Source organism: Achromobacter xylosoxidans A8 (assembly GCF_000165835.1).
Classification (GTDB): domain Bacteria; phylum Pseudomonadota; class Gammaproteobacteria; order Burkholderiales; family Burkholderiaceae_B; genus Achromobacter; species Achromobacter xylosoxidans_B.
In genome coordinates this window covers 612,745-632,565 of record NC_014640.1, presented here as the reverse complement: position 1 = coordinate 632,565, position 19,821 = coordinate 612,745, and the positions used below count along the sequence as shown (strand labels likewise).

Genomic DNA, 19,821 nt, shown 5'->3' with positions numbered 1-19,821 from the left:
GAAGGGCCTGCCGGCTAGATTAGGCCGCGCCCGGGGGCCGCTCTATCCGGATTCCGTCAGCCTTATCCGGGAATCACTTAATTCCAAGTCCTTGACGTTTAAATTACCCTCGGCAGTAACACGGGAGCGTTCCCGTCCCGGAGGCATCCATGCACGGCTGGTCCCGACTCACGCTAGCGCCCCTGCTCAAACGGCGCGTCTTCAGCTCCACCCAGCAGGACGAGACGCGCACCCTCGTCTCCGAAGCCCTGAAAGAACACCGCTTGACCTGGAAAGGCGGCCGCGTCGATGCCGAACTGAACCGCGGCCGCTTCGGCTCACTGACCGTCTGTACGCTGCGCTACGGCGCCGAAGTCCACATCGAACCCGACCGCCTGCAGGACTTCATGCTGGTCCAGGTCCCCCTGCGCGGCCGCGCCTGTATCGAGTGCGGCAACGACCGCGTCGACGCCGACCCCGACTGCGCCGCCGTCATCGCCCCCAACCGCCCGCTGAAGCTGCATTGGGAGGCCGGCTGCGAACAACTGCTGCTCAAGATTCCCCGCGGCAAACTCGAAGCCATCGGCCTGCGCGCCTTCGGCGAGGCCGCCACCCGCCCGCTGGACTTCAGCCCCGCCCTGCGCCTGGACAATCCCGTCGGCGCCGTCTGGCGCAGCATGGTCGAAAGCCTGATCCACCTGCTGCCCACCCTGGACGACGGCGCCCCGCGCCCGCCCGCCGCCTGGCTCGAACACCTGGAAGACACCTTGGTGCTGCACCTGCTCTACAACCAGCCCAACAGCTGGCAGGCGCACGCCGGCATCGCCCCCGCCGTCCCGCGGCGGCTGAGCGCCGCCGAAACCTATATGCGCGACCACCTCGCCGCCCCGCTTACCCTGGCCGACATCGCCCGCCACGCCGGCGCCAGCGCCAGCGCGCTGACGCGCCTGTTCCAGGAACACCGCGACACCACGCCGATGAACGCGCTGCGGGCGCTGCGGCTGGACGAAGCCAGGAGCCGGTTAAGGACGAGCACAGCCGCCAGCGTCACGGAAGTGGCGCTGGGAGTAGGGTTCGGACATTTGGGACGGTTCTCGGAGTACTACCGCGAACGTTTCGGAGAATTGCCGCGCGAGACGCGGCGGGTGATGGGGTGAAATAGAAATGCGCGCACACGCAAAGACGACTGCGCACCACCAGTAACGAAACCATGGCACGCATGCCCTCGCGTATGCCTCAAGAGGCCGCCCGGGCGGCCTCTTGAGGCGGGCACCGCAAGATCTTCGGCACTAAAGCAACGCCGAACAGAATCCCAAGAACGCCACCCGCCCCAGCTGACGCCAACAGCAATTGACGAAGCCCGGCGCGGCGGCGGCCCGGCGTGCGCGGGGCGTCGATAAGCCCGACGGAATCCCTAGGGAAGGCTGCAGGCCTGGACGAGGATGAGGCAGGGGAAGTCCGGAGCGAAGGCTCCGGACCGCAATCGCAGCCCCGCGCATGCCGGGCCGCCGCCGCGCCGGGCGTCTCAAGAACCAGCAACCGCCACCGAACGCGACAGTGCCGAAGAACCGGCCATCTCAAGAACTCAAAGACCGCAAAAAAAGCACCGAAGGTCAGCAATCAACCAACCCTCGGCGCCCAGGAGCAACCGGCAATTACTACGCCGGCACCACAGCAGTAACCTCGATCTCAACCTTGGCCCGATCCTCAACCAGATCCGCCACTTCCACCGCCGTCATCGCCGGAAAATGCCGGCCGATGTACTCGCGGTAATGCTTGCCGATAGCCGGATAAGCCGCCACGTACTCGTCCTTATCCGTCACGTACCACGTCATCCGGACGATATGCTCAGGCTTCGCGCCGCCCTCGGCCAGAATCGCGACGATGTTCGCCAGCGTCTGCCGCACCTGATCGGCCAGATCGTCCGACTCGAACTGCTGCTGGCCATTCCACCCCACCTGCCCGCCCACAAAAACGAGCTTGCTGCCCACCTGCATCTCGGTGAGCACGCCATTCGAATAGCCCCGGGGCGCCATCCAATCCGGCGGTTGCAGAATCTTCATAACGTCATCCTATATTTAAGAAAAGCAAACGGTCCCCGCCGCTTACGCCGCGGGAACCAGATAAGCCTGCATGCGTTCCCGCAGATCCGCAGGCAGCGGCATGGACTTCATCGTCCGCAAATCCACCGTCACGATCGTCAGCGTCGCCGACAAACGCAACTGGCCATCCGGCCCCTCGAAACGCACCAGCGCCTTGAACGACGCGCCGCCGATGCGCTGCACTTCCAGCACCTGGCGCAAACGCTCGTGCCAGCGGCTGGGCGCGCTGAAATCGCACTGCACCGACGCCATCGGCGTACCGATGTGCCGCTCCACGTGCAGCGCATGAAACGGCAACCCCATGCCCTTGTCGAACCACTCCTCGACAAAGTCATTGATCATCTCGAAATAGCGAGGGTAGAAAACAATGCCCGCCGGATCGCAATGACGGAAGCGGACTTCGACCTGGCTGATGAAAGGGGCTGCCATGGAATTTCCTTGTTGCCGGTTCAGGCCATCTTGCGCAGCGCAAACCGCTGCAGCTTGCCGGTTTCGGTGCGCGGCAGCGCCTCGACAAACTCGATGGCACGGGGATACTTGTAGGGCGCGATATTGGCCTTCACGAACTGCTGCAGCGCCGCGACCAGCTCATTGCCGGCCTCATAGCCCGGCTTCAGCACCACGAACGCCTTCACCACCTGGCCGCGCTCATCGTCCGCCGCGCCCACCACGCCGCACTCCGCCACGGCTTCGTGACGCAACAGCGCGTCCTCGACCTCAGGTCCAGCGATGTTGTAGCCGGCCGAAACGATCATGTCGTCATTGCGCGCCTGGTAAAAGAGGTAGCCATCGTCGTCCTGCAGGAAGGTATCCCCCGGCAGGTTCCAACCCTGCTGCACGAAACGCAGCTGGCGCTCGTCCGCCAGATAGCGGCAGCCGGTCGGACCCTTGATCGCCAGCCGGCCCACCGTGCCATTCGGCACCGGCTTCATCTCGTCATCCACGATCTGCGCCACATAACCCGGCACCACGCGGCCGATGGCCCCCGCCCTGACCGACTCTGGCGGGCTCGACACGAACACATGGATCATTTCCGTGCCGCCGATGCCGTCGATCATCTCAATGCCGCTGGCCTGCTTCCATAGCTGGCGCGTCGCGTCCGGCAGCGCCTCGCCCGCCGACACGCTCTTCCGCAGCGACGACAGGTCGAACTTGCCGACCAGCGCCGCCATCTGGCGGTAGAACGTCGGCGCCGTGAACACGATGGTGGCGCGGAAATCCTGGATCAGCTGCAGCAGGCTTTCCGGCGACAGCTTCTCAGCCAGCACCGTGCTCGCGCCCACCCGCAGCGGGAAGCACAGCAGTCCGCCCAGGCCGAAGGTGAAAGCCAACGGCGGCGTGCCGCAGAAAATATCGTCCGGCCCCGGCTTGATCACATGCTTGGGAAACAGGTCGCACATCGCCAGCACGTCGCGGTGGAAGTGCATGCAGCCCTTGGGCGCGCCGGTCGTGCCACTGGTGAAGGCGATCAGGCAGACATCGTCGGCCGCCGTATCGCAAGCCTTGAAATCGTCCGGCTTGGCCGCGGCCAACGCGTCCAGCGCATCCGGCGCATTATCGTTGAAGTACATGACCTTCGTCAGGCCCGGGCAATGATGCTCATGGCTGGGCTGCGTGCAGAACTCCGCCTCGTCCTTCAGGCGGGCATCGCACAGCACCGCCTGGATCTGCGCCTTGTCGATGATCTGCTTGAGTTCCTTGGCGCGCAGCAGCGGCATCGTCGGCACCGTGACCAAGCCCGCCTTGATCGCCGCCAACCAGGACGCGGCCATCATCGGATTGTTCGGCCCGCGCAGCAGCAGGCGGTTACCCGGCACCAGGCCCATGTCCTCGGCCAGCACGCGCGCAATTCGATTGGTCAGCGCGGCCAGCTCGCGGTAGGTCATGGTGGCCGGCTTGCCGTCCTGGCTCCAGCGCAGCGCGACGCGCTCGCCATGGCCGCGTTCGACCATGGCGTCCACCAGCTCGACCGCGCAATTGAAGCGTTTCGGATAGGCCACGTCGGGGCCGTCGAGCAGGAACTCTGGCCATTGTTCGCCCGGGGGCAGATTGTCCCGGGCGAAAGTGTCGATGTGGGCGGATGCTTCCATGGAATTCCCCTTGCTATTGCGGTGTTTTTGCTGTGCCGGGACGACGGAGCTCGATGGCTGCCTTACGCCTTCAGCAGTTCACGGGCAATGATCAACTTCTGCACTTCGGTCGCGCCTTCGTAAATCCGCAGCGCGCGTATTTCCCTGTAAAGCTTTTCCACCGGCATCCCCGACACCACGCCCGCGCCGCCAAACATCTGCAAGGCGCGGTCGATCACGGTCTGAGCCGATTCCGTGGCCGTCATCTTGGCCATTGCCGCTTCGCGCGTGGTGCGCTGCTTCAGCACATCGCGCATCCAGGCCGCGCGGTATGTCAGCAGCGCCGAAGCGTCTATGGCGGTCGCCATGTCGCCCAGCGCGGCCTGCGTCAATTGCAGGTCCGACAAGGTCTGGCCAAACATGCGTCGCGACTTGGAGCGCGCCAGCCCTTCGTCCAGCGCCCGGCGTGCAAAGCCCAGCGCCGCCGCCGCCACCGAGGCACGGAAGATGTCCAGCGTCATCATGGCCAGCTTGAAGCCCTGGCCCGCGTCGCCCAGCCGGTGCGACACCGGAATGCGGCAGTTGTCGAACGTAATGGTGGCCAACGGGTGCGGCGCGATCAGTTCGATGCGTTCGCTGACCTCGAAGCCCGGCGTATCGGCATCCACCACGAAGGCGCTGATGCCGCGCGCGCCGGGGGCTTCGCCGGTGCGCGCGAACACGCAATAGAAGTCGGCGATGCCGCCGTTGGAAATCCAGGTCTTGGCGCCGTTCAGCACGTAATGGTCGCCGTCCAGCTTGGCTTCGCACGCCATCGCCGCCACGTCCGAGCCCGCGTCGGGTTCCGACAGCGCGAAGGCCGCGATGGCTTCGCCGCGGGCCACGCGCGGCAGATAGCGCTGGCGCAGCTCGTCCGAGCCCATCAGCGAAATGGCGCCGCTGCCCAGGCCTTGCATCGCAAAGGCGAAATCAGCCAGCCCTTCGTGGCGGGCCAGGGTTTCGCGCAGGATGCAAACGGCGCGCGAATCCACTTCCGGCAGCGCGCCGCCCCAGGCGCCGCCAGGGCCGCCCGCGACCGCGTAGCGCAGCCAGCCGGCCTCGCCCATGGCGCGCACCAGCTTCTTGCAGGCGCCATCGGCGTCGTGGTGATCCACGTCGCCCAGGGAGGCCTCGCACCAGGCGTCGACCTCGTGCGCCAGCTTGCGGTGCGCATCGTCGAAAAACGGCCAATCCAGCCAGCTTGCGTCGCGCATGCTCAATCCCCTTGGAAGACGGGCTTTTGCTTGGCCACGAAGGCATCGTAGGCGCGGCGGAAATCACGCGTCTGCATGCAGATGGCCTGGGCCTCGGCTTCGGCCTCGATGGCCTCGTCCACGCCCATGTTCCATTCCTGGTGCAACAGCTTCTTGGTCACGCCGTGGGCGAAGGTCGGCCCCGCGGCCAATTGCGCGGCCAGCGTCTGCGCGGCGTCGGCCAGCGCGCCCGGTTCATGCACGGCGTTGAAGAAGCCCCAGCTGGCGCCCTCTTCCGCCGTCATGGCGCGGCCCGTGTAAAGCAGTTCGGAAGCGCGGCCCTGGCCGATCATGCGCGGCAGCAGGGTGCAAGCGCCCATGTCGGCGCCGGCCAGACCCACGCGCGTGAACAGGAAGGCAGTCCGCGCGGCGGGCGTGCCCAGGCGCATGTCCGAGGCCAGCGCCACCATCGCGCCGGCGCCTGCGCAGATGCCGTCGACCGCCGCCACGATGGGCTGCGGGCAGGCGCGCATGGCCTTGACCAGGTCGCCCGTCATGCGGGTGAAGTCCAGCAGCTCGGGCATGCTCATCTTGGTCAGCGGCCCGATGATCTCGTGCACGTCACCGCCGGAGCAGAAGTTGCCGCCCGCGCCCGTCACCACCACAACCTTGATGTCGGTGGCGTACACCAGCGCGCGGAACAGGTCGCGCAGTTCGGCGTAGGAGTCGAACGTCAGCGGATTCTTGCGCTCGGGGCGGTTCAGCGTCACCGTGCCGATCTTGCCGTCGGCCGACACCTGCCACAGGAACGTCTTGGCCTGGTAGCCGGCAAACGGACGCTTGTGGTGCTTCATGGTGTGCTCTTCAGGCTGGGTGCTCATGGTGTCTCCGTTCGTGAATTGGGTGGGTGGATGGGGCGCCGGCGTCAGCCGGTCATCACTTCGCCGCCGTCTACGGCAATGGCCTGGCCGTTGACCGAGGCCGAGGCCGGCAAGGCCAGCCAGGCGACCGTCTCGGCCACTTCCTCGGGCTGCACCAGGCGGCCCTGGGGATTGCGTTCCGCCAGCTTGGCGCGGGCCTCGTCCGCGGTCATGCCGGTCTTGTCGACGATGTTCGAGACCGCGCCGCGCACGATGTCGGTTTCCGTGTAGCCCGGGCAAACAGCATTGACCGTGACGCCCTTTTGCGCGGTTTCCAGCGCCAGCGAACGGGTCAAGCCGATCACACCGTGCTTGGCGGCGCAATAGGCGCTGACGTAGCCATAGCCGATCAGGCCGGCCGTACTGGCCACGTTAATTACCCGACCCCATTTTTCCTGCAGCATGCCGGGCAAGGCGGCCTGGATGCAATGGAAAGTGCCGGTCAGATTGACGTCCAGCATGGACTGCCACAGCGCCGCGTCAGTGCGGTCAAAGCGTTGGCTCACCGCCTGGCCGGCGTTGTTCACCAGCACCAGCACCGGACCGAACTCGGCCTCCGCCTGGGCGAAAGCCGCCCGCACCGAGGCTTCGTTGGCGATGTCGGCGCTGACGGCCTGCACCTGGCCCAGGCTGGCCAGGCTGTCGGTGGCGGCGTCCAGCGCCGCGCCGTCGCGGCCCAGCAGCGTGACGCGCGCGCCGCGCTGCAAGAGCGCCCGGGCGCAGGCCAGCCCGATGCCGCGGGCGCCGCCCGTCACCAAGGCGTGGCGTCCGGCCAGCGGGAGCGGAGTTGCGTTCATTTGATGTCCAGTTGCGCCATGGCGGCGGCGCGTTCGAAGTTGGTTTCCAGTTGGCGCTTGCCGGCGAAGTACTGGCTCGGCCACGAAACATCACGGTAGCCCACCCGCGCCGCTTCGCGTAGCGTCCAAGAGGCGTCAGCCAAATGGGGACGCGCCAGGGCGCAGAGGTCGGCGCGGCCCGAGGCGATGATGCCGTTGGCGTGGTCGGCCTCGAAGATGGCGCCCACCGCGATGGTCGGGATGCCGGCCTCGTTGCGCACGCGATCGGCGAACGGGGTCTGGAACATGCGGCCGTAGACCGGCTTCTCTTCCTTGCTGACCTGGCCGGACGAGCAGTCGATCATGTCGGCGCCGGCGTCCTTGAAATGACGCGCGATCGCCACCGCGTCATCGGCGGTGATGCCGCCCTCGACCCAGTCGCTGGCGGAAATCCGCACCGACATGGGCTTGGTCTCGGGCCAGACGGCGCGGACCGCGTGGAACACTTCCAGCGGAAAGCGCAGGCGGTTCTCCAGGCTGCCGCCGTATTCGTCGATGCGATGATTCGTCAGCGGCGAGATGAAGCTGGACAGCAGGTAGCCGTGGGCGCAGTGCAGCTCCAGCCAATCGAAACCCGCCTGCTCGGCGCGGCGCGCGGCGGCGACGAAGTTGTCGCGCACGTCGTCCATGTCGGCGCGCGTCATGGCTTGCGGCGTCTGCGACACGCCTTCGATATACGGCAGGGCGGACGCCGACATCAGCGGCCAATTGCCCTCGGCCAGCGGATGATCGATCTTCTGCCAACCCAGCTGCGTGGAACCCTTGCGGCCGGCGTGGCCCAGCTGCAGACCAATGCGGGCATCGCTGTTGCCATGCACAAAGCCGACGATGCGGGCAAACGCGTCACGCTGTTCGTCATTCCACAGACCCGGGCAGCCCGGCGTGATGCGGCCGTCCGGCGACACGCAGGTCATCTCGACCATGACCAGGCCGGCGCCGCCCATGGCGCGCGCGCCCAGGTGCACCAGATGGAAGTCCCCCGGCACACCGTTGGTGCAGGAATACATGGCCATCGGCGACACCATGATGCGGTTCTTCAGCCGCACGCCTCGCGCCTGGTAAGGCGTCAGCATGGGAATCGCGGGCCGCTGGCCCGGCGCGCCGGCGGCGCCGGCACGTTCCGCGATCCAGCGCTCGAAGCCTTCCAGCCAGGCCGGATCGCGCAGCCGCAGATTCTCGTGCGAGATCCGCTGCGAACGGGTCAGCAGCGAATAGGCGAACTGCTCGGGTTCCAGGTCGGCATAGCGCTCGACATTCTCGAACCATTCGGTGGAGTTGCGGGCGGCGTTCTGGATCTTCAGCACTTCGACGCTGCGCACTTCTTCGTAGTGCTTCAGGCCAGCTTCCACGCTGCCCTCTGCGCCGCTCAGGCAGCGCGCCAGTTCGATGGAATCCTCCAGCGCCAGCTTGGTGCCGGAGCCAATCGAGAAGTGCGCAGTGTGGGCGGCGTCGCCCATCAACACCACGGGCACGCGGCGCTCGCCGCGGGCGGTGTCCAGCGTGTTCCAGTGCACCCAGGTATTGCAGATGACGCGCGGGAATCGGATCCAGATGGCCGAACCGCGCAAGTGCGTGGCGTTGCTGATCAGCGGGTTGCCATCCAGCCAGGGCGCGAACAGCTTTTCGCAGTAGGCAATGCCCTCTTCCTGGCTCATCTGCTCGATCCCGGCCGCCTGCCAGGTTTCCTCGGGCGTTTCCACGATGAAGGTGGACATGCCGTCTTCGTAGCGATAGGCGTGCGCCTGGAACCAGCCGTGCTCGGTCTGCACGAAAGCGAAGGTGAAGGCGTCGAACACCTTCTTGGTGCCCAGCCACACGAAACGGCAGCGGCGCTGGTCGATATCCGGGTGGAAAGTGTCCGCATAACGCGTGCGGACCTGGCTGTTGATGCCGTCCGAGGCGATCACCAGGTCGGCGTCGTATTCGCGGGCAATGGCCTGGTCGTCCTGCACGAAGTTCTCGAACACCAGCTTCACGCCCACATCCTCGCAACGCGCCTGCAGGATGTTCAGCAGCTTCTTGCGGCCAATGCCGATGAAGCCGTGGCCGCCGCTGCGGATGCTGCGGCCCTTGAAGTTGATGTCGATGTCATCCCAGTGGTTGAAGGCGTCGCCGATGGTCTGGGCGGAAACCGGATCGGCCTCGCGCAGGTTCTGCATGGTGGCGTCGGAAAACACCACGCCCCAGCCGAAGGTGTCGTAAGGGCGGTTGCGCTCGATCACGGTGACTTCGTTGGCGGGGTCCTGCAGCTTCATGAGCAGACCGAAATACAGGCCGGCGGGGCCACCGCCGATGCAGACTATTTTCATTGCCGTAACGCTCCGTGGTAAGCGACTACCGCTCTGAATTCCTGGAGCTGGGGCCGCAGATATTTAAACCTGGATAGTTTAGGCTTGAAATATATACCTGAAGGTGGCGGGGTGCAAATGGGGAAAGTATCTAGATACTTGGGGGTGGGTAAATGGGGACGGTCTTTCTGTGTGCGACGGGATTAAGTTCGTTGCTGAAGGCCTAGGGTTTTGTGGGAGACCACTGTCGCTTTGGGCCGTTGTTGCTATGGCCAGTTGCTACCCGTAGGCCGCTCGTCGGCGCAGGCGGGGTGGCGGCTCGCGCCCACGATTGCGGTCCGGAGCCTTCGCTCCGGACTGCCCCTGCCTCATCCTCGTGGCCGCCTGCGGCGGCTGCCTTCGGATTCCGTCGGGCGCATCGAGGTTGCGAGCCGCCACCCCGCCTGCGCCGACGAGCTAACGGTGTCTGGGCTTGTTGCGCTGCTGGAGCCGTGGTCAGGGACGACTCTTGCAGTGCCCGTCATTCTCGGCCGCGCGGGCGGCCGAGAATGACATACGTGATTTTGTTGATTTCTATTGTGTGCGCTTGCGCGCGTGCGATGGGCGGCTTGCTAGTGGTATCCAGCTTTTGGGGGGTGGGCGGTGATGGGTGGCGCGCGATGGACGGCACTGCGTATGACGCGCTTCTCGCGCGCGCCACCCATCCGGCACTGGAGTTCAAATGACGATCGTTGGTTGACTGCCGTCTTTGTCGTCTTTGTCGTCTATGCCGTCTTTGTCGCCTGACTCGCTACGACACAATCCCGCCTGCCCAGGATCGTATCGGCCTACGCATTTCAGCAACCGAGACATCTAAATTCACTCACCACCAGCGCGCAGCGCCATCGCGCGACGCAAGACACCGCGTAAGCCCCAAAAGGCCGCCCGCGCGGCCGGCCTGGGGCGGGCCCCGCAAGACACGCCAACACCCACTATCCGTGGCCAGAACGCCAAGCACACCACCCGCCCCACCGCCCGTGAAGATTCAACCAGCAGAGCCTGTCGCGTCGGCGGCCTGCGGGGCGCGGGGCGTCGATAAGCCCGACGGAATCCGAAGGAACCGCCGCAGGCGGTGACGAGGATGAGGATGGGGAAGTCCGGAGCGAACGCTCCGGACCGCAATCGTTGCCCCGCGCCCCGCAGGCCGCCGACGCGACAGGCGTCTTAAGAACCAACGGACCCGACAAAAGCAACAGCAACAGCAGCAGCAGCAGCAGCAGCAGCCAGAAAGCCTAAGGCCTACCCCGCAGCCATTCCTCAAGGTCCCCCGCCGGCAACGGCGGAGAAAACAGGAACCCCTGTCCCGCCGCACACCCCTGCTCGATCAGGAACCGCCGCTGCTCTTCGTTCTCGACGCCCTCGGCCACCACAGGCAAGCTCAGGCTCTCGCCGATGCGAATCACCGCACTGGTCAACGCCCGGGCCGCATCGTCGCTCTCCAGGCCTTGCACGAAACTGCGGTCCAGTTTCAGTTCATCCACGATCAGACGGCGCAAGTGCCCCAGGCTGGAGTAACCGGTGCCGAAATCGTCCATCGACAGGCGCACGCCCAGGCGATGCAGCTCCGCGATGGTCCGCAAGGTGCCGGCGGTTGCATCCAGCACCACGCCTTCGGTGATCTCCAGCATCAGGTCCGCCGCCGCCAAGCCGAATTCAGTCAGCGTCGCCTCGATCATCCGCGGCAGGTTCAGGTTGTGGAAATTCGTCGCCGACAGGTTCACCGACACCGACGGCACCTGCAGGCCCTTGGTGCGCCAGACCGCCAGCTGCGAACACGCTTCGCGCACGGCCCAGTCGCCCAGGTCGCCGATCAGGCCGCACTCCTCGGCCAGCGGCACGAAGCGCGCCGGCGAAATATCGCCCAGGGTCGGATGGCGCCAGCGGGCCAGCGCCTCGACGCCGTACAGGTGGCCGTTCTCCAGGCCCACCTGCGGCTGATAGTGCAGCCGCAGCGCCTTGGCCTCCAGCGCGTCGCGCAAGGCGGCTTCCAGCGCCAGGCGCTCTTGCGCCTGGCGGTTCATTTCGGCGCTGAAGAAGGAAATGCGATTACGCCCTGCCGTCTTGGCCTGGTACATCGCCATGTCGGCATGGCGCAGCAGCGTGTCCATGTCGCGCCCGTTTTCCGGGAACACGCTGATACCAATGCTGACTGAAGGGTTCAGGGTGATGCCGCCCACCGAAAAGGGCTGGGCCAGGGCCACCAGCACATGCTCGGCCGCGGCCGTCAGGCGGCCGTGTTCGAAGTCCGGCATCAGCATCACGAACTCGTCGCCGGACAAGCGGCCCACGATGTCAGCCGCGCGCGCCAGGCGGCGCAGGCGCTGCGCCACGTCGCGCAGCAGCGCGTCGCCGATGGGATGGCCCAGCGTGTCGTTGACCTGCTTGAAGCGGTCCAGGTCCAGGAACAGGACGGCGACACGCTTGCGCTCGGGTTCGGCGCGGGCGATGGCCTGTTCGGCCTGCGCCAGCAGCAGGTTGCGGTTGGGCAGGCCCGTCAGCTCGTCGTAGAACGCCAGTTGGCGAATGCGGGCGCGGGCCTCTTCGCGTTCCAGCGCCAGCGCGCACAGGTAGACGCACACGTCCACCAGTCGGTGATGGAAATCGTCGGGCAGGCGCCGTTCGCGGAAATAGAAGCCGAAGGTGCCTATCACCCGGCCATCGCTGGATTTGATGGGTGAGGACCAGCAGGCCTTTATGTCCTCGGGCAGCGGCAGGTGGCGGTAATCGTCCCACAGCGGATCGGTGGAGATGTCCGGCACGATCACGGGCCGGCCCAGGAAGGCCGAGGTGCCGCAGGCGCCTGCCTGTGGACCGATGGCCACGCCGTCCAGGGCGTCGGCAAAGGCCTGCGGCAGGCTGGGCGCCGCCAGCGGCCGCAGCAGGCCGGCGTCGTCCACGCGCAGCACGCTGGCCGCCACCTCGGGCGCCAGGTGCTCGACCTCGCGGCACACCATGTTCATGACCTCGACCACCGAGGCCTCGTTGACCATGGCCTGCAGCACCCGGCGCTGCAGCACTTCATGCACCTTGGTGGGCGTGATGTCCGTCAGCACGTCCACGATATTGACCAGCGCGCCGCGTTCATCGAACACGGAGTTCGCCATTACCGAGACCCACAGCGGCCGGCCGGCGCGGTCGTAAACCAGCACATCCTTGTGGTAGCCCTCGCGGCAGGCGATGCGGCGGTCCAGCTCTTCGCGCGTCCCGCCGTCCTGCCGGCCGCCGGCCAGCAGTTCGCCCAGCTCCTGGTTCACGGCGTCGCCGCGGGCGAAGCCGAGCATGCGGTGGAAGCCGTCGTTCACATAGACGATGCGGCCGTCCTTGCCCGATACCGCGACGGCGTTGCCGGTTTCGTTGATGCCCAGCAGCAGCAGGCGGACCTCTTCCTGGCGGTCGGCGTCCGCGATGGACTTGCGGGATATGACGGAAATGCGGACCACTTCGCCGGCTTCGTCGGCGATGGGCATGTAGGTGGCTTCAATCCAGACGAAACCGCCGTCGCTCTTGCGATAGCGGCAGGTGCCGGTGAAGTGTTTGCCGCCCAGCAACCGGGCCCACACCTGTTCGCCGCCGACGATGCCCTTGCCCTCGTCCATGCTGTCGCACAGCATGTCGTGGCGCAGCGCCAGGGCCTCTTCGCGGACATGGCCCACCAAGGCGAGGAAGTTCGCGTTAGCGTTCAACAAGGAGCCCGCAGGGTTGAAATCGAACAGCAGCAGCGCCCGATCCATGGACGCCAGGTAAGTGCCCGGGTGCCACGCGCCGCCTTGAGGACGCTCGTCGGTGACGCCTGGATAGGAATCAAGCATATGGGGCTCCATGCCGGATAACAGCGGGTCCGGTTTCATTCAGCGCTTCGGAAACCCGAGTTCGACGCGATCGCGTCCGTCCTGCTTGGCCAGGTACAAGGCCTGGTCCGCGCGGCTGAGCGTTTCAGAGAAGGTTTCTCCCAATTGGTGGTATGCCATGCCTATGCTGACCGTCAATCCCAAGACGCCATCCCCCACCGTGATTGCCAGGGCCCGCACCGCGCCCACCAGCCTGTCCATGACGCGCTGGGCGGCTTCGGGCTGGGTGCTGGGCAGCAGCACCAGGAATTCCTCGCCGCCCCAGCGGCCGCACAGATCGTATTCGCGCAGGTTGTTGCACAGCGCGCCGGCCAGCTCGACCAGCGCGCGGTCGCCTGTTTCATGGCCATAGCGGTCGTTGACCGACTTGAAATGATCCACGTCCAACATCGCCACGACAAAGGTCGAGCCGCCGCGGGAGACGCGCAGGACCTCCTGCTTGATCATCTCCATCAAGGCGCGCCGGTTCAACAGTCCGGTCAAGGCATCGCGGTTGGAGGTTTCCAGCAGCGCTGAATTCAGATCCCGCATCATGCTTTGATAGTGGTCCGAGATGCGCGCGATACGGGTCAGGCGGCGCAGTTGCCGGTCGAAACGGTCGCACAGGCCCAGCTCGCGTTCGTGCGCCATGCTCTGGTAGGCGTCCGACAGCTGGGTCACGCGCTCGATGCGCGCCATCTGCTCCGCCGTGTGCCGCCAGAGCGCGTCCAGCGCTTCATGCAACGGATGGTCTTGATAGGCCGGGTCCGCCAGCAATTCGGCGATGCGCTTGTCCAGCTGGGCGGCGTCGGATTTCATTGGCGGCCGATGACTGAAAAGGGAAAGGTGCAGTCTTCCTTGAATTCCTCGGCCAGCTCGCCGACGCGCTCGTTGCGCATGTCGTAGAACCAGGTCACGCTGACCTCGCGGCCCTTGCCATGAGCAGCCTCCAGCAGATCGAAGATGTCCATGACGGACTTGATGCTGCTGGTATTCAGGTACAGCAGCTCGAGCTCCAGCTTCAGGGGCGCGGCGCTGCTCAGCAAGTAGGCTTCGACCCATTCGATGACGGGGCCGAACAGCTCGAAGGAATTCTCGGGATAGGAGTCGCCACGCATCGCCAGCACGCCGGCAGCAGTGTCGGCGGTGATGGCGGGCGTGGACTGGGTCCCGGGAATATTCAAATCATTCATCAATTGCTCCAAATATATTTCTTGGCCGGGCGGGCGTTCAGATCACCACGCTCAGGCTGAAGAAGGCCTGCCCGGGGGCCGTGGCGGGTGTCAGGCTGGCCTCCAGCGGCGCGCCGGCCCGGCGAGCGATATCGATCAGCCCCAGGCCCGCGCCCGAAGCGACGCCCTGGGCGCGCGGCTTGTGCAGCTGCGTCTTGTACTCGGCCTTCAGGGCCGCCTTGTCCAGCGCCGCCAGTTCCTGGATGCGGGCGACCAGCGACTGGCCGTCCTCGGACTTGACCAGGTTGCCGGCGGACACCACATAGCGGCTTTCATCGCGGCGGCCGATCACCACCGTGGCCGAGGCGTCCACGTCGCCATGCTGCGCCGCGTACTGGCGGATGTTCTGGATCATCTCGATGTAGACCGAGAAGACGTCCATGGCCTCGGCCGGACGCGCGTGCTCCGCATTCAGGTAGTTCTTGAGCGCGTTGCCGATTTCCTCGATCAGGCTACGGGAAATCGGTCCGTTGAAGCACAACAGGGTGCGATTCTGGTTGAACCGTTCGCCCAATGCGTAAAGATCGGAGGCATTCATGGGGGTAACCGCCCTGATAACGTTTATTCGAAACGGAACGACAGCAAGGTGATGTCATCACGCTGCGGCTGGCCGCCTTGGTACTCGGCCAGCGCCTGGGTGAAGGCGGTCGCCTGTTCGGTTAACGGCCGGCGCGCGTGTGTCTTGAGCATTTCCGCGAACCGGGTATTGCCAAAGCCAAAACCGTGCTCGCCTCCCGCCTGGTCCAGGAACCCGTCCGTGACCAGATAGAAGGTCCAGCCGGGCTCCATCTGCAGTTCGATGTTTTCGTAGATCTCGGTACGCTTGTCCCCCAGCGCCCGCTTGCCGCCGGGCACCTCGCGCAGCTCTTCGCCGTTGCTTGCGTACAGGCTGATCTTGGCGCCGGCATAGCGCAGCGTGCCGGCTTGGCGGTCAATATATACCAGGGCCGCATCCGTGTTGGTGGCCAGCGCGCGGGGCAATTGCGCGTCCGCAAGCATGGCGCGGATGGCGTTGTCGGTGCGGGTCAGGATGGCGGCCGGATCGGCCGGCCCCGCCTCGGTGATCGCCAGGTCTATGGCCGCGCGGGCCAGCATGGTCATCAGCGCGCCGGGCACGCCGTGGCCGGCGCAATCCATGATGCCCAGCAGGCAGTTGGCGCCGTCGGAGCGGAACACGTAAAAGTCGCCGCCCACCACGTCGCGCGGCTTCCACAGCACGAAATGGTGCGCGCCCAGGGATTGGGTCAACTGGCGGTCCGGGAGGATGGCGCGCTGGATCAGGCTGGCGTAGTCGATGGAGTCGTCGATCTTCTTGTGCGCGGCGGCCATGGCGCGGTTGGCGTCCTCGAGCTCGGAGGTGCGCTCGCGCACCTTGGTTTCGAGTTCGGCCGTGTGCTGGCGCACCTTGTCCGCCATCACGCCGAAGGCGCGGCTGAGGTCGCCGATCTCGTCCTGGCCGCCCGGCGGCAGGCGCACGTCGTAGCTGCCGTCGGCAATGGCCCGGGCCGACTGCTGCAGGCGGCGCAAGGGTCGCAGCATCAGGCGTTCGATGGCGTATCCGAAACACAGCAGCATGGCCGCGAACAGCACCACCAGGCCGATGGCGGCGGGCCAGAGCCAATCCGTGTCCAGCACCCGGGCCGCGCCCAGGTCCACCACGGTCAGCACGTGCCAGTGCAGTTCCGGCATGTAGGCCACCGAAACCAGCTGCCGGATGCCATCCATCTTGATCCAGGCGGATTGCACCGACTGCGGGTCGGTCCGCGCCGCCTTCATGGCAGCGGCCAGCTCGGCGCGGCCCTCGCCGCCGTCCAGCAGGTTGAACACCGTGCCGCGGCCGGCGCCCGCGCCGCCGGCGCCCGAGTTGTAGGCGATGAGCGAGGCGTCCATGTGCGCCTGGATCGCGCCTTCCTCGTCGACGATGATGGGCGTGACTCCCGGCTGCCCGCTATTGACGAATTCGCGCAGGAACCCGCCCACGTCCAGGCCGGAGCCGGTCAGGCCGATGACCCGGTCGCCGTCGCGCACCTGGACGTTGATCCAGACCTTGGTGGTCTGCAGCTTCAGGTCCGGATTGACGTTGATGTTGTACTTGGCCGCGGACGCCAGCGTCAGGTAGAACCAGGCGTCATCGGCGGCGCTCTTGCTCAAGGTGTAGCGCGGCGTCTCGGACAGCGGCTGGTCATCGTTGAAGTAATAGTTGCCCGAGGCGGCGCTGGCGATGAAGTAGGCGCGGCCCAGCAGATCGCGGCGGTAGCCGTCGGCTTCGCGGAAGAACAGCTCGCGCGCGGCCGGATCGCCTTCGTGGCGCAGCCAGCGGCGCGTGACCTCGCTATCCGCCAGCCGCAGCGACAGGGCCAGTTCGCGGGACACTGGCGCCAGGATGCGCTGGCGGTTCAATTGCGTGAAGTTGTCGGAGAAAGCGCGCCCGAAGTGCTCCCGGACGCCGTCCAGCACCTGCCAGCCGATCAAGGCGGCCGGCGCCAGCGCCACCACGCACGCCAGCAACAGCGCCATCAACGATTTTCTGCGCAAACCCCATTTCGCCATGCAAAGTCTTCCTGACAACTAGATAAGACGTAACGTGCGTGAAAAGGGGACGCGTACATGGGCGTTGGCCGTGTAAGCCGCCCCTTGCCGCGCGATTGCCCCGCCTGTTCAGCCGTGAGCCCGATGCGGGCGTACCCACGCGGCACGTCCAGCGCGACAAGTTTAGAGAACAGTGGATCCAATTGAAACAGGAGCAAACGCTTGTAAGACGTTCCCGCGCCCTAAGTTGCATTACTGCAATATAAATGTCGATTTATTGCTTTTTATGTCACTACTGACGGCATTTGCCTGTTTACATTGCAGCTTTCTTGCTACACGCCCAGGTAGCGTTCCCACAGGCCGCGGTCGGCGTCCAGGGCCTGGGAGTCGCCGGTCCACACCACTTTGCCACGTTCCAGGATCACGTGGCGGTCGGCCAGGCTCAGCAGCCGTTCGACATATTTGTCGATGACCAGGATGGTCTGGCCGGCCTGGCGCAGGCGGGCCAGGCAATTCCAGATTTCCTCGCGGATCTTGGGCGCCAGGCCTTCGGTGGCCTCGTCCAGGATCAGCAGCCGGGGATTGGTGACCAGCGCCCGGCCGATGGCCAGCATCTGCTGTTCGCCGCCCGAGAGCTGGTTGCCCATGTTGCGGGCACGCTCGTGCAGGCGCGGAAAGAGTTCGAAGACCCGTTCCGGCGTCCAGGGTTCGCCGATGTCCGGATTGCGGCCGGCGACGAAGGCCGTCAGGTGCTCGCGCACCGTCAGGTTGGGGAAGCACTGCCGCCCTTCCGGCACGATGGCCACGCCGACCCGCGCGATGCGGTCCGGGCTCCAGCCGCTGATGTCCTGGCCGGCGAACTGGATCTTGCCGCCGCGCAGGGGCAACTGGCCGAACAGGGTGCGCAGCAGCGTGGTCTTGCCCATGCCGTTGCGGCCCAGCAGGGTCACGACCTGGCCCGCGCCGATCTGCAGGTCCACGCCGAACAGCACCTGGCTGGCGCCGTAGCCGCTCTTGGCGGATTCGATGGTCAGCATCACGCGGTCTCCTCGTCGCCCAGGTAGGCTTGCCGCACTTCCGGGTTGGCGCGGATTTCATCAGGGGTGCCGGTCGCGATCACGCGGCCGTACACCAGCACCGACAGGCGGTCGGCCAGGCGGAACACCGCCTGCATATCGTGTTCGACCAGCAGCATGGCGGCGCGGCCGCGCATGGATTCGATCAATTCGGTCAGGCGCACGGTTTCGTCGGGCCCCATGCCCGCCATGGGCTCGTCCAGCAGCAGCACGTCGGGCCGCGCGGCCAGGGCCAGCGCAAATTCGACCTTGCGCTGTTCGCCGTGCGGCAAGGTGCCGGCCGGGCGCTCCAGCAGGCTGGCGTCGATGGCGCATTCCCGCGCCAATTCGCGCGCCTGTTCGTACAGGGCCGATTCGGCGGCGCGCGGCTTCCAGAAGCGGAAGCTGCTGCCCGCGTGCGCCTGCACCGCCAGCACCAGGTTGTCCAGCACGGAGGACTGCTTGAAGATATTGGTGATTTGGTAGGACCGCGACAGCCCGGCGGACACGCGCTGATGGGCGTTCATGCCAGTAACGTCGCGGCCGCCCACTTTCAGCGTGCCCGAATCCGCCGTCAAGGTGCCGGACAGCAGGTGGATCAGCGTGGACTTGCCCGCGCCGTTGGGGCCGATCAGGGCGTGGATTTCGCCCGGGTTCAGGGACAGCGACACATTGTCGGTGGCGACCAGCGCGCCAAAGCGGCGCACCAATCCCGTAGCCTGCAAGGCCGGCGTTACGGCAGCGTTCATGATCCCACCTTGCCGGATTGGGGAGCAGCGGCGCGGCCGCTGAACAGCGGGCCGAACAGCCCGACCAGGCCCCGCGGCGCGCCGAACACCACGCACAGCAGCAGCACCCCCAGGGGCAGGTGCCAGTATTCGGTCCACAGGCGCAGCACTTCTTCCAGGGTCAACATGACCACGGCGCCGGCCACCCCGCCATAGCGCAAGCCGATGCCGCCCACCAGCACCATGATCAGCAGGTTGGCCGACTGGGTCCAGTGCATCAGGCTGGGCGAGATGAAGAGGTTGTGGTTGGCCAGCAGCGCGCCGGCCAGGCCGGCCACCGCGCCGCTCAGCGTGAAGGCCATCAGCTTGATGCGATAGACCGGATACCCCATGGATTCCATGCGCGATTCGTTTTCGCGTATGCCTTGCAGGGCGGTGCCAAAGCGCGAGGCCACCACACGGCTGAATACCCACATGATCAGCGCGAACAGCGCCAGTACCAGGTAGTAGAAGCTGACGTCATGCGCCAGGTCGATGCCAGGCAGGGTGGAATAGCCCGGCAGATTCAGCCCGTCCTCGCCGCCATACTGGCGTAGCGAGATAAAGATATAGAACAGCATCTGCGCGAAGGCCAGCGTGATCATGATGAAGTACACGCCGCGGGTGCGCAGCGAAATCGCCCCGGTGATGCAGGCCAGCACCGCCGCCAGCAGCATGGCCGCCGGCCAGACGATCAACGCGGAAGTGACGCCCGACATGGCCAGGATGCCGACCGCGTAGGCGCCCGCGCCGAAGAAAGCCGCATGCCCCAGCGCCACCATGCCGCCATAACCCAGGATCAGATTCAAGCTGGTTGCAGCCAGCGCGTAGATCAGCACGCGCCGCACGAAGGAAATATAGAAGTCCAGGCCCAGCGCCGGCGCCACCAGGGGGAAGACGGCCAGCGCGGCCAGCAGGACCACGGTCCAGATGATGGATTTCATGC

At 66.0% G+C, this 19,821-nt stretch carries 16 protein-coding genes; 1 reads left to right on the top strand and 15 read right to left on the bottom strand.

All coding sequences use genetic code 11. The features are described from left to right. The first annotated feature begins 149 nt into the window (after positions 1-149). Entirely contained in the window at positions 150-1,136 is a 987-nt protein-coding gene (locus tag AXYL_RS02945; RefSeq protein WP_013391345.1) for an AraC family transcriptional regulator, read from the top strand. A gap of 501 nt (positions 1,137-1,637) precedes the next feature. Here the strand turns inward: AXYL_RS02945 and AXYL_RS02940 are convergent. The 15 genes from AXYL_RS02940 to AXYL_RS02870 all read right to left on the bottom strand — a co-directional run bounded on the left by AXYL_RS02940 (position 1,638) and on the right by AXYL_RS02870 (position 19,819). Further along, positions 1,638-2,042, bottom strand: a complete 405-nt coding sequence (locus AXYL_RS02940) for a RidA family protein (protein WP_013391344.1) — start codon at positions 2,040-2,042, stop codon at positions 1,638-1,640. A gap of 42 nt (positions 2,043-2,084) precedes the next feature. Then, positions 2,085-2,510 (bottom strand): acyl-CoA thioesterase, encoded by a 426-nt coding sequence (locus tag AXYL_RS02935; protein WP_013391343.1) that lies wholly within the window; start codon positions 2,508-2,510, stop codon positions 2,085-2,087. A 20-nt stretch (positions 2,511-2,530) separates the two neighbouring features. After that, a complete protein-coding gene (locus AXYL_RS02930) occupies positions 2,531-4,171 on the bottom strand; it encodes an AMP-binding protein (RefSeq protein WP_013391342.1) in 1,641 nt (546 codons plus the stop codon). Between the two features lie 62 nt (positions 4,172-4,233). Further along, positions 4,234-5,403 carry an acyl-CoA dehydrogenase family protein gene (locus AXYL_RS02925; protein ID WP_013391341.1) on the bottom strand — a complete coding sequence of 390 codons (1,170 nt, stop codon included), beginning with the start codon at positions 5,401-5,403 and terminating at the stop codon, positions 4,234-4,236. Between the two features lie 2 nt (positions 5,404-5,405). After that, complete coding sequence (locus tag AXYL_RS02920) at positions 5,406-6,263, bottom strand: enoyl-CoA hydratase family protein (RefSeq protein ID WP_013391340.1); 858 nt, start codon at positions 6,261-6,263, stop codon at positions 5,406-5,408. A gap of 44 nt (positions 6,264-6,307) precedes the next feature. Continuing rightward, on the bottom strand, positions 6,308-7,099 hold the full coding sequence (locus AXYL_RS02915; protein ID WP_013391339.1) for an SDR family NAD(P)-dependent oxidoreductase: 792 nt from the start codon (positions 7,097-7,099) through the stop codon (positions 6,308-6,310). Then, positions 7,096-9,447, bottom strand: coding sequence for a bifunctional salicylyl-CoA 5-hydroxylase/oxidoreductase (locus tag AXYL_RS02910; RefSeq protein WP_013391338.1), 2,352 nt, complete (start codon positions 9,445-9,447; stop codon positions 7,096-7,098). Before AXYL_RS02910 ends, AXYL_RS02915 begins: the two co-directional genes overlap by 4 nt. 1,250 nt (positions 9,448-10,697) lie before the next feature. After that, positions 10,698-13,274: an EAL domain-containing protein gene (locus AXYL_RS02905; RefSeq protein WP_013391337.1), complete on the bottom strand. Its 2,577-nt coding sequence runs from the start codon at positions 13,272-13,274 to the stop codon at positions 10,698-10,700. Positions 13,275-13,313: 39 nt separating this feature from the next. Then, positions 13,314-14,111, bottom strand: coding sequence for a biofilm regulation diguanylate cyclase SiaD (gene siaD, locus AXYL_RS02900; RefSeq protein WP_013391336.1), 798 nt, complete (start codon positions 14,109-14,111; stop codon positions 13,314-13,316). After that, positions 14,108-14,485 carry a biofilm regulation phosphoprotein SiaC gene (siaC, locus tag AXYL_RS02895; RefSeq protein WP_013391335.1) on the bottom strand — a complete coding sequence of 126 codons (378 nt, stop codon included), beginning with the start codon at positions 14,483-14,485 and terminating at the stop codon, positions 14,108-14,110. Before siaC ends, siaD begins: the two co-directional genes overlap by 4 nt. Positions 14,486-14,522: 37 nt before the next feature. Then, positions 14,523-15,062: a biofilm regulation protein kinase SiaB gene (gene siaB, locus AXYL_RS02890; protein ID WP_013391334.1), complete on the bottom strand. Its 540-nt coding sequence runs from the start codon at positions 15,060-15,062 to the stop codon at positions 14,523-14,525. Positions 15,063-15,085: 23 nt separating this feature from the next. After that, positions 15,086-17,074 (bottom strand): biofilm regulation protein phosphatase SiaA, encoded by a 1,989-nt coding sequence (gene siaA, locus AXYL_RS02885; RefSeq protein WP_202798615.1) that lies wholly within the window; start codon positions 17,072-17,074, stop codon positions 15,086-15,088. A gap of 311 nt (positions 17,075-17,385) precedes the next feature. Continuing rightward, positions 17,386-18,090, bottom strand: a complete 705-nt coding sequence (locus AXYL_RS02880) for an ABC transporter ATP-binding protein (protein WP_013391332.1) — start codon at positions 18,088-18,090, stop codon at positions 17,386-17,388. Beyond that, positions 18,090-18,857, bottom strand: coding sequence for an ABC transporter ATP-binding protein (locus tag AXYL_RS02875; protein WP_013391331.1), 768 nt, complete (start codon positions 18,855-18,857; stop codon positions 18,090-18,092). The genes AXYL_RS02880 and AXYL_RS02875 overlap by 1 nt, the downstream gene beginning before the upstream one ends. After that, the gene (locus AXYL_RS02870; RefSeq protein WP_013391330.1) at positions 18,854-19,819 is read right to left on the bottom strand and encodes a branched-chain amino acid ABC transporter permease; all 966 of its coding nucleotides are present in this window, start codon (positions 19,817-19,819) and stop codon (positions 18,854-18,856) included. Before AXYL_RS02870 ends, AXYL_RS02875 begins: the two co-directional genes overlap by 4 nt. Positions 19,820-19,821 lie beyond the last annotated feature (2 nt).

Excerpts from the sequence above, each read along its gene's own strand:
- AXYL_RS02945 (WP_013391345.1), top strand. The coding sequence starts at position 150 with ATGCACGGCTGGTCCCGACTCACGCTAGCGCCCCTGCTCAAACGGCGC.
- AXYL_RS02940 (WP_013391344.1), bottom strand. The coding sequence starts at position 2,042 with ATGAAGATTCTGCAACCGCCGGATTGGATGGCGCCCCGGGGCTATTCG.
- AXYL_RS02935 (WP_013391343.1), bottom strand. The coding sequence starts at position 2,510 with ATGGCAGCCCCTTTCATCAGCCAGGTCGAAGTCCGCTTCCGTCATTGC.
- AXYL_RS02930 (WP_013391342.1), bottom strand. The coding sequence starts at position 4,171 with ATGGAAGCATCCGCCCACATCGACACTTTCGCCCGGGACAATCTGCCC.
- AXYL_RS02925 (WP_013391341.1), bottom strand. The coding sequence starts at position 5,403 with ATGCGCGACGCAAGCTGGCTGGATTGGCCGTTTTTCGACGATGCGCAC.
- AXYL_RS02920 (WP_013391340.1), bottom strand. The coding sequence starts at position 6,263 with ATGAGCACCCAGCCTGAAGAGCACACCATGAAGCACCACAAGCGTCCG.
- AXYL_RS02915 (WP_013391339.1), bottom strand. The coding sequence starts at position 7,099 with ATGAACGCAACTCCGCTCCCGCTGGCCGGACGCCACGCCTTGGTGACG.
- AXYL_RS02910 (WP_013391338.1), bottom strand. The coding sequence starts at position 9,447 with ATGAAAATAGTCTGCATCGGCGGTGGCCCCGCCGGCCTGTATTTCGGT.
- AXYL_RS02905 (WP_013391337.1), bottom strand. The coding sequence starts at position 13,274 with ATGCTTGATTCCTATCCAGGCGTCACCGACGAGCGTCCTCAAGGCGGC.
- siaD (WP_013391336.1), bottom strand. The coding sequence starts at position 14,111 with ATGAAATCCGACGCCGCCCAGCTGGACAAGCGCATCGCCGAATTGCTG.
- siaC (WP_013391335.1), bottom strand. The coding sequence starts at position 14,485 with ATGAATGATTTGAATATTCCCGGGACCCAGTCCACGCCCGCCATCACC.
- siaB (WP_013391334.1), bottom strand. The coding sequence starts at position 15,062 with ATGAATGCCTCCGATCTTTACGCATTGGGCGAACGGTTCAACCAGAAT.
- siaA (WP_202798615.1), bottom strand. The coding sequence starts at position 17,074 with ATGGCGAAATGGGGTTTGCGCAGAAAATCGTTGATGGCGCTGTTGCTG.
- AXYL_RS02880 (WP_013391332.1), bottom strand. The coding sequence starts at position 18,090 with ATGCTGACCATCGAATCCGCCAAGAGCGGCTACGGCGCCAGCCAGGTG.
- AXYL_RS02875 (WP_013391331.1), bottom strand. The coding sequence starts at position 18,857 with ATGAACGCTGCCGTAACGCCGGCCTTGCAGGCTACGGGATTGGTGCGC.
- AXYL_RS02870 (WP_013391330.1), bottom strand. The coding sequence starts at position 19,819 with ATGAAATCCATCATCTGGACCGTGGTCCTGCTGGCCGCGCTGGCCGTC.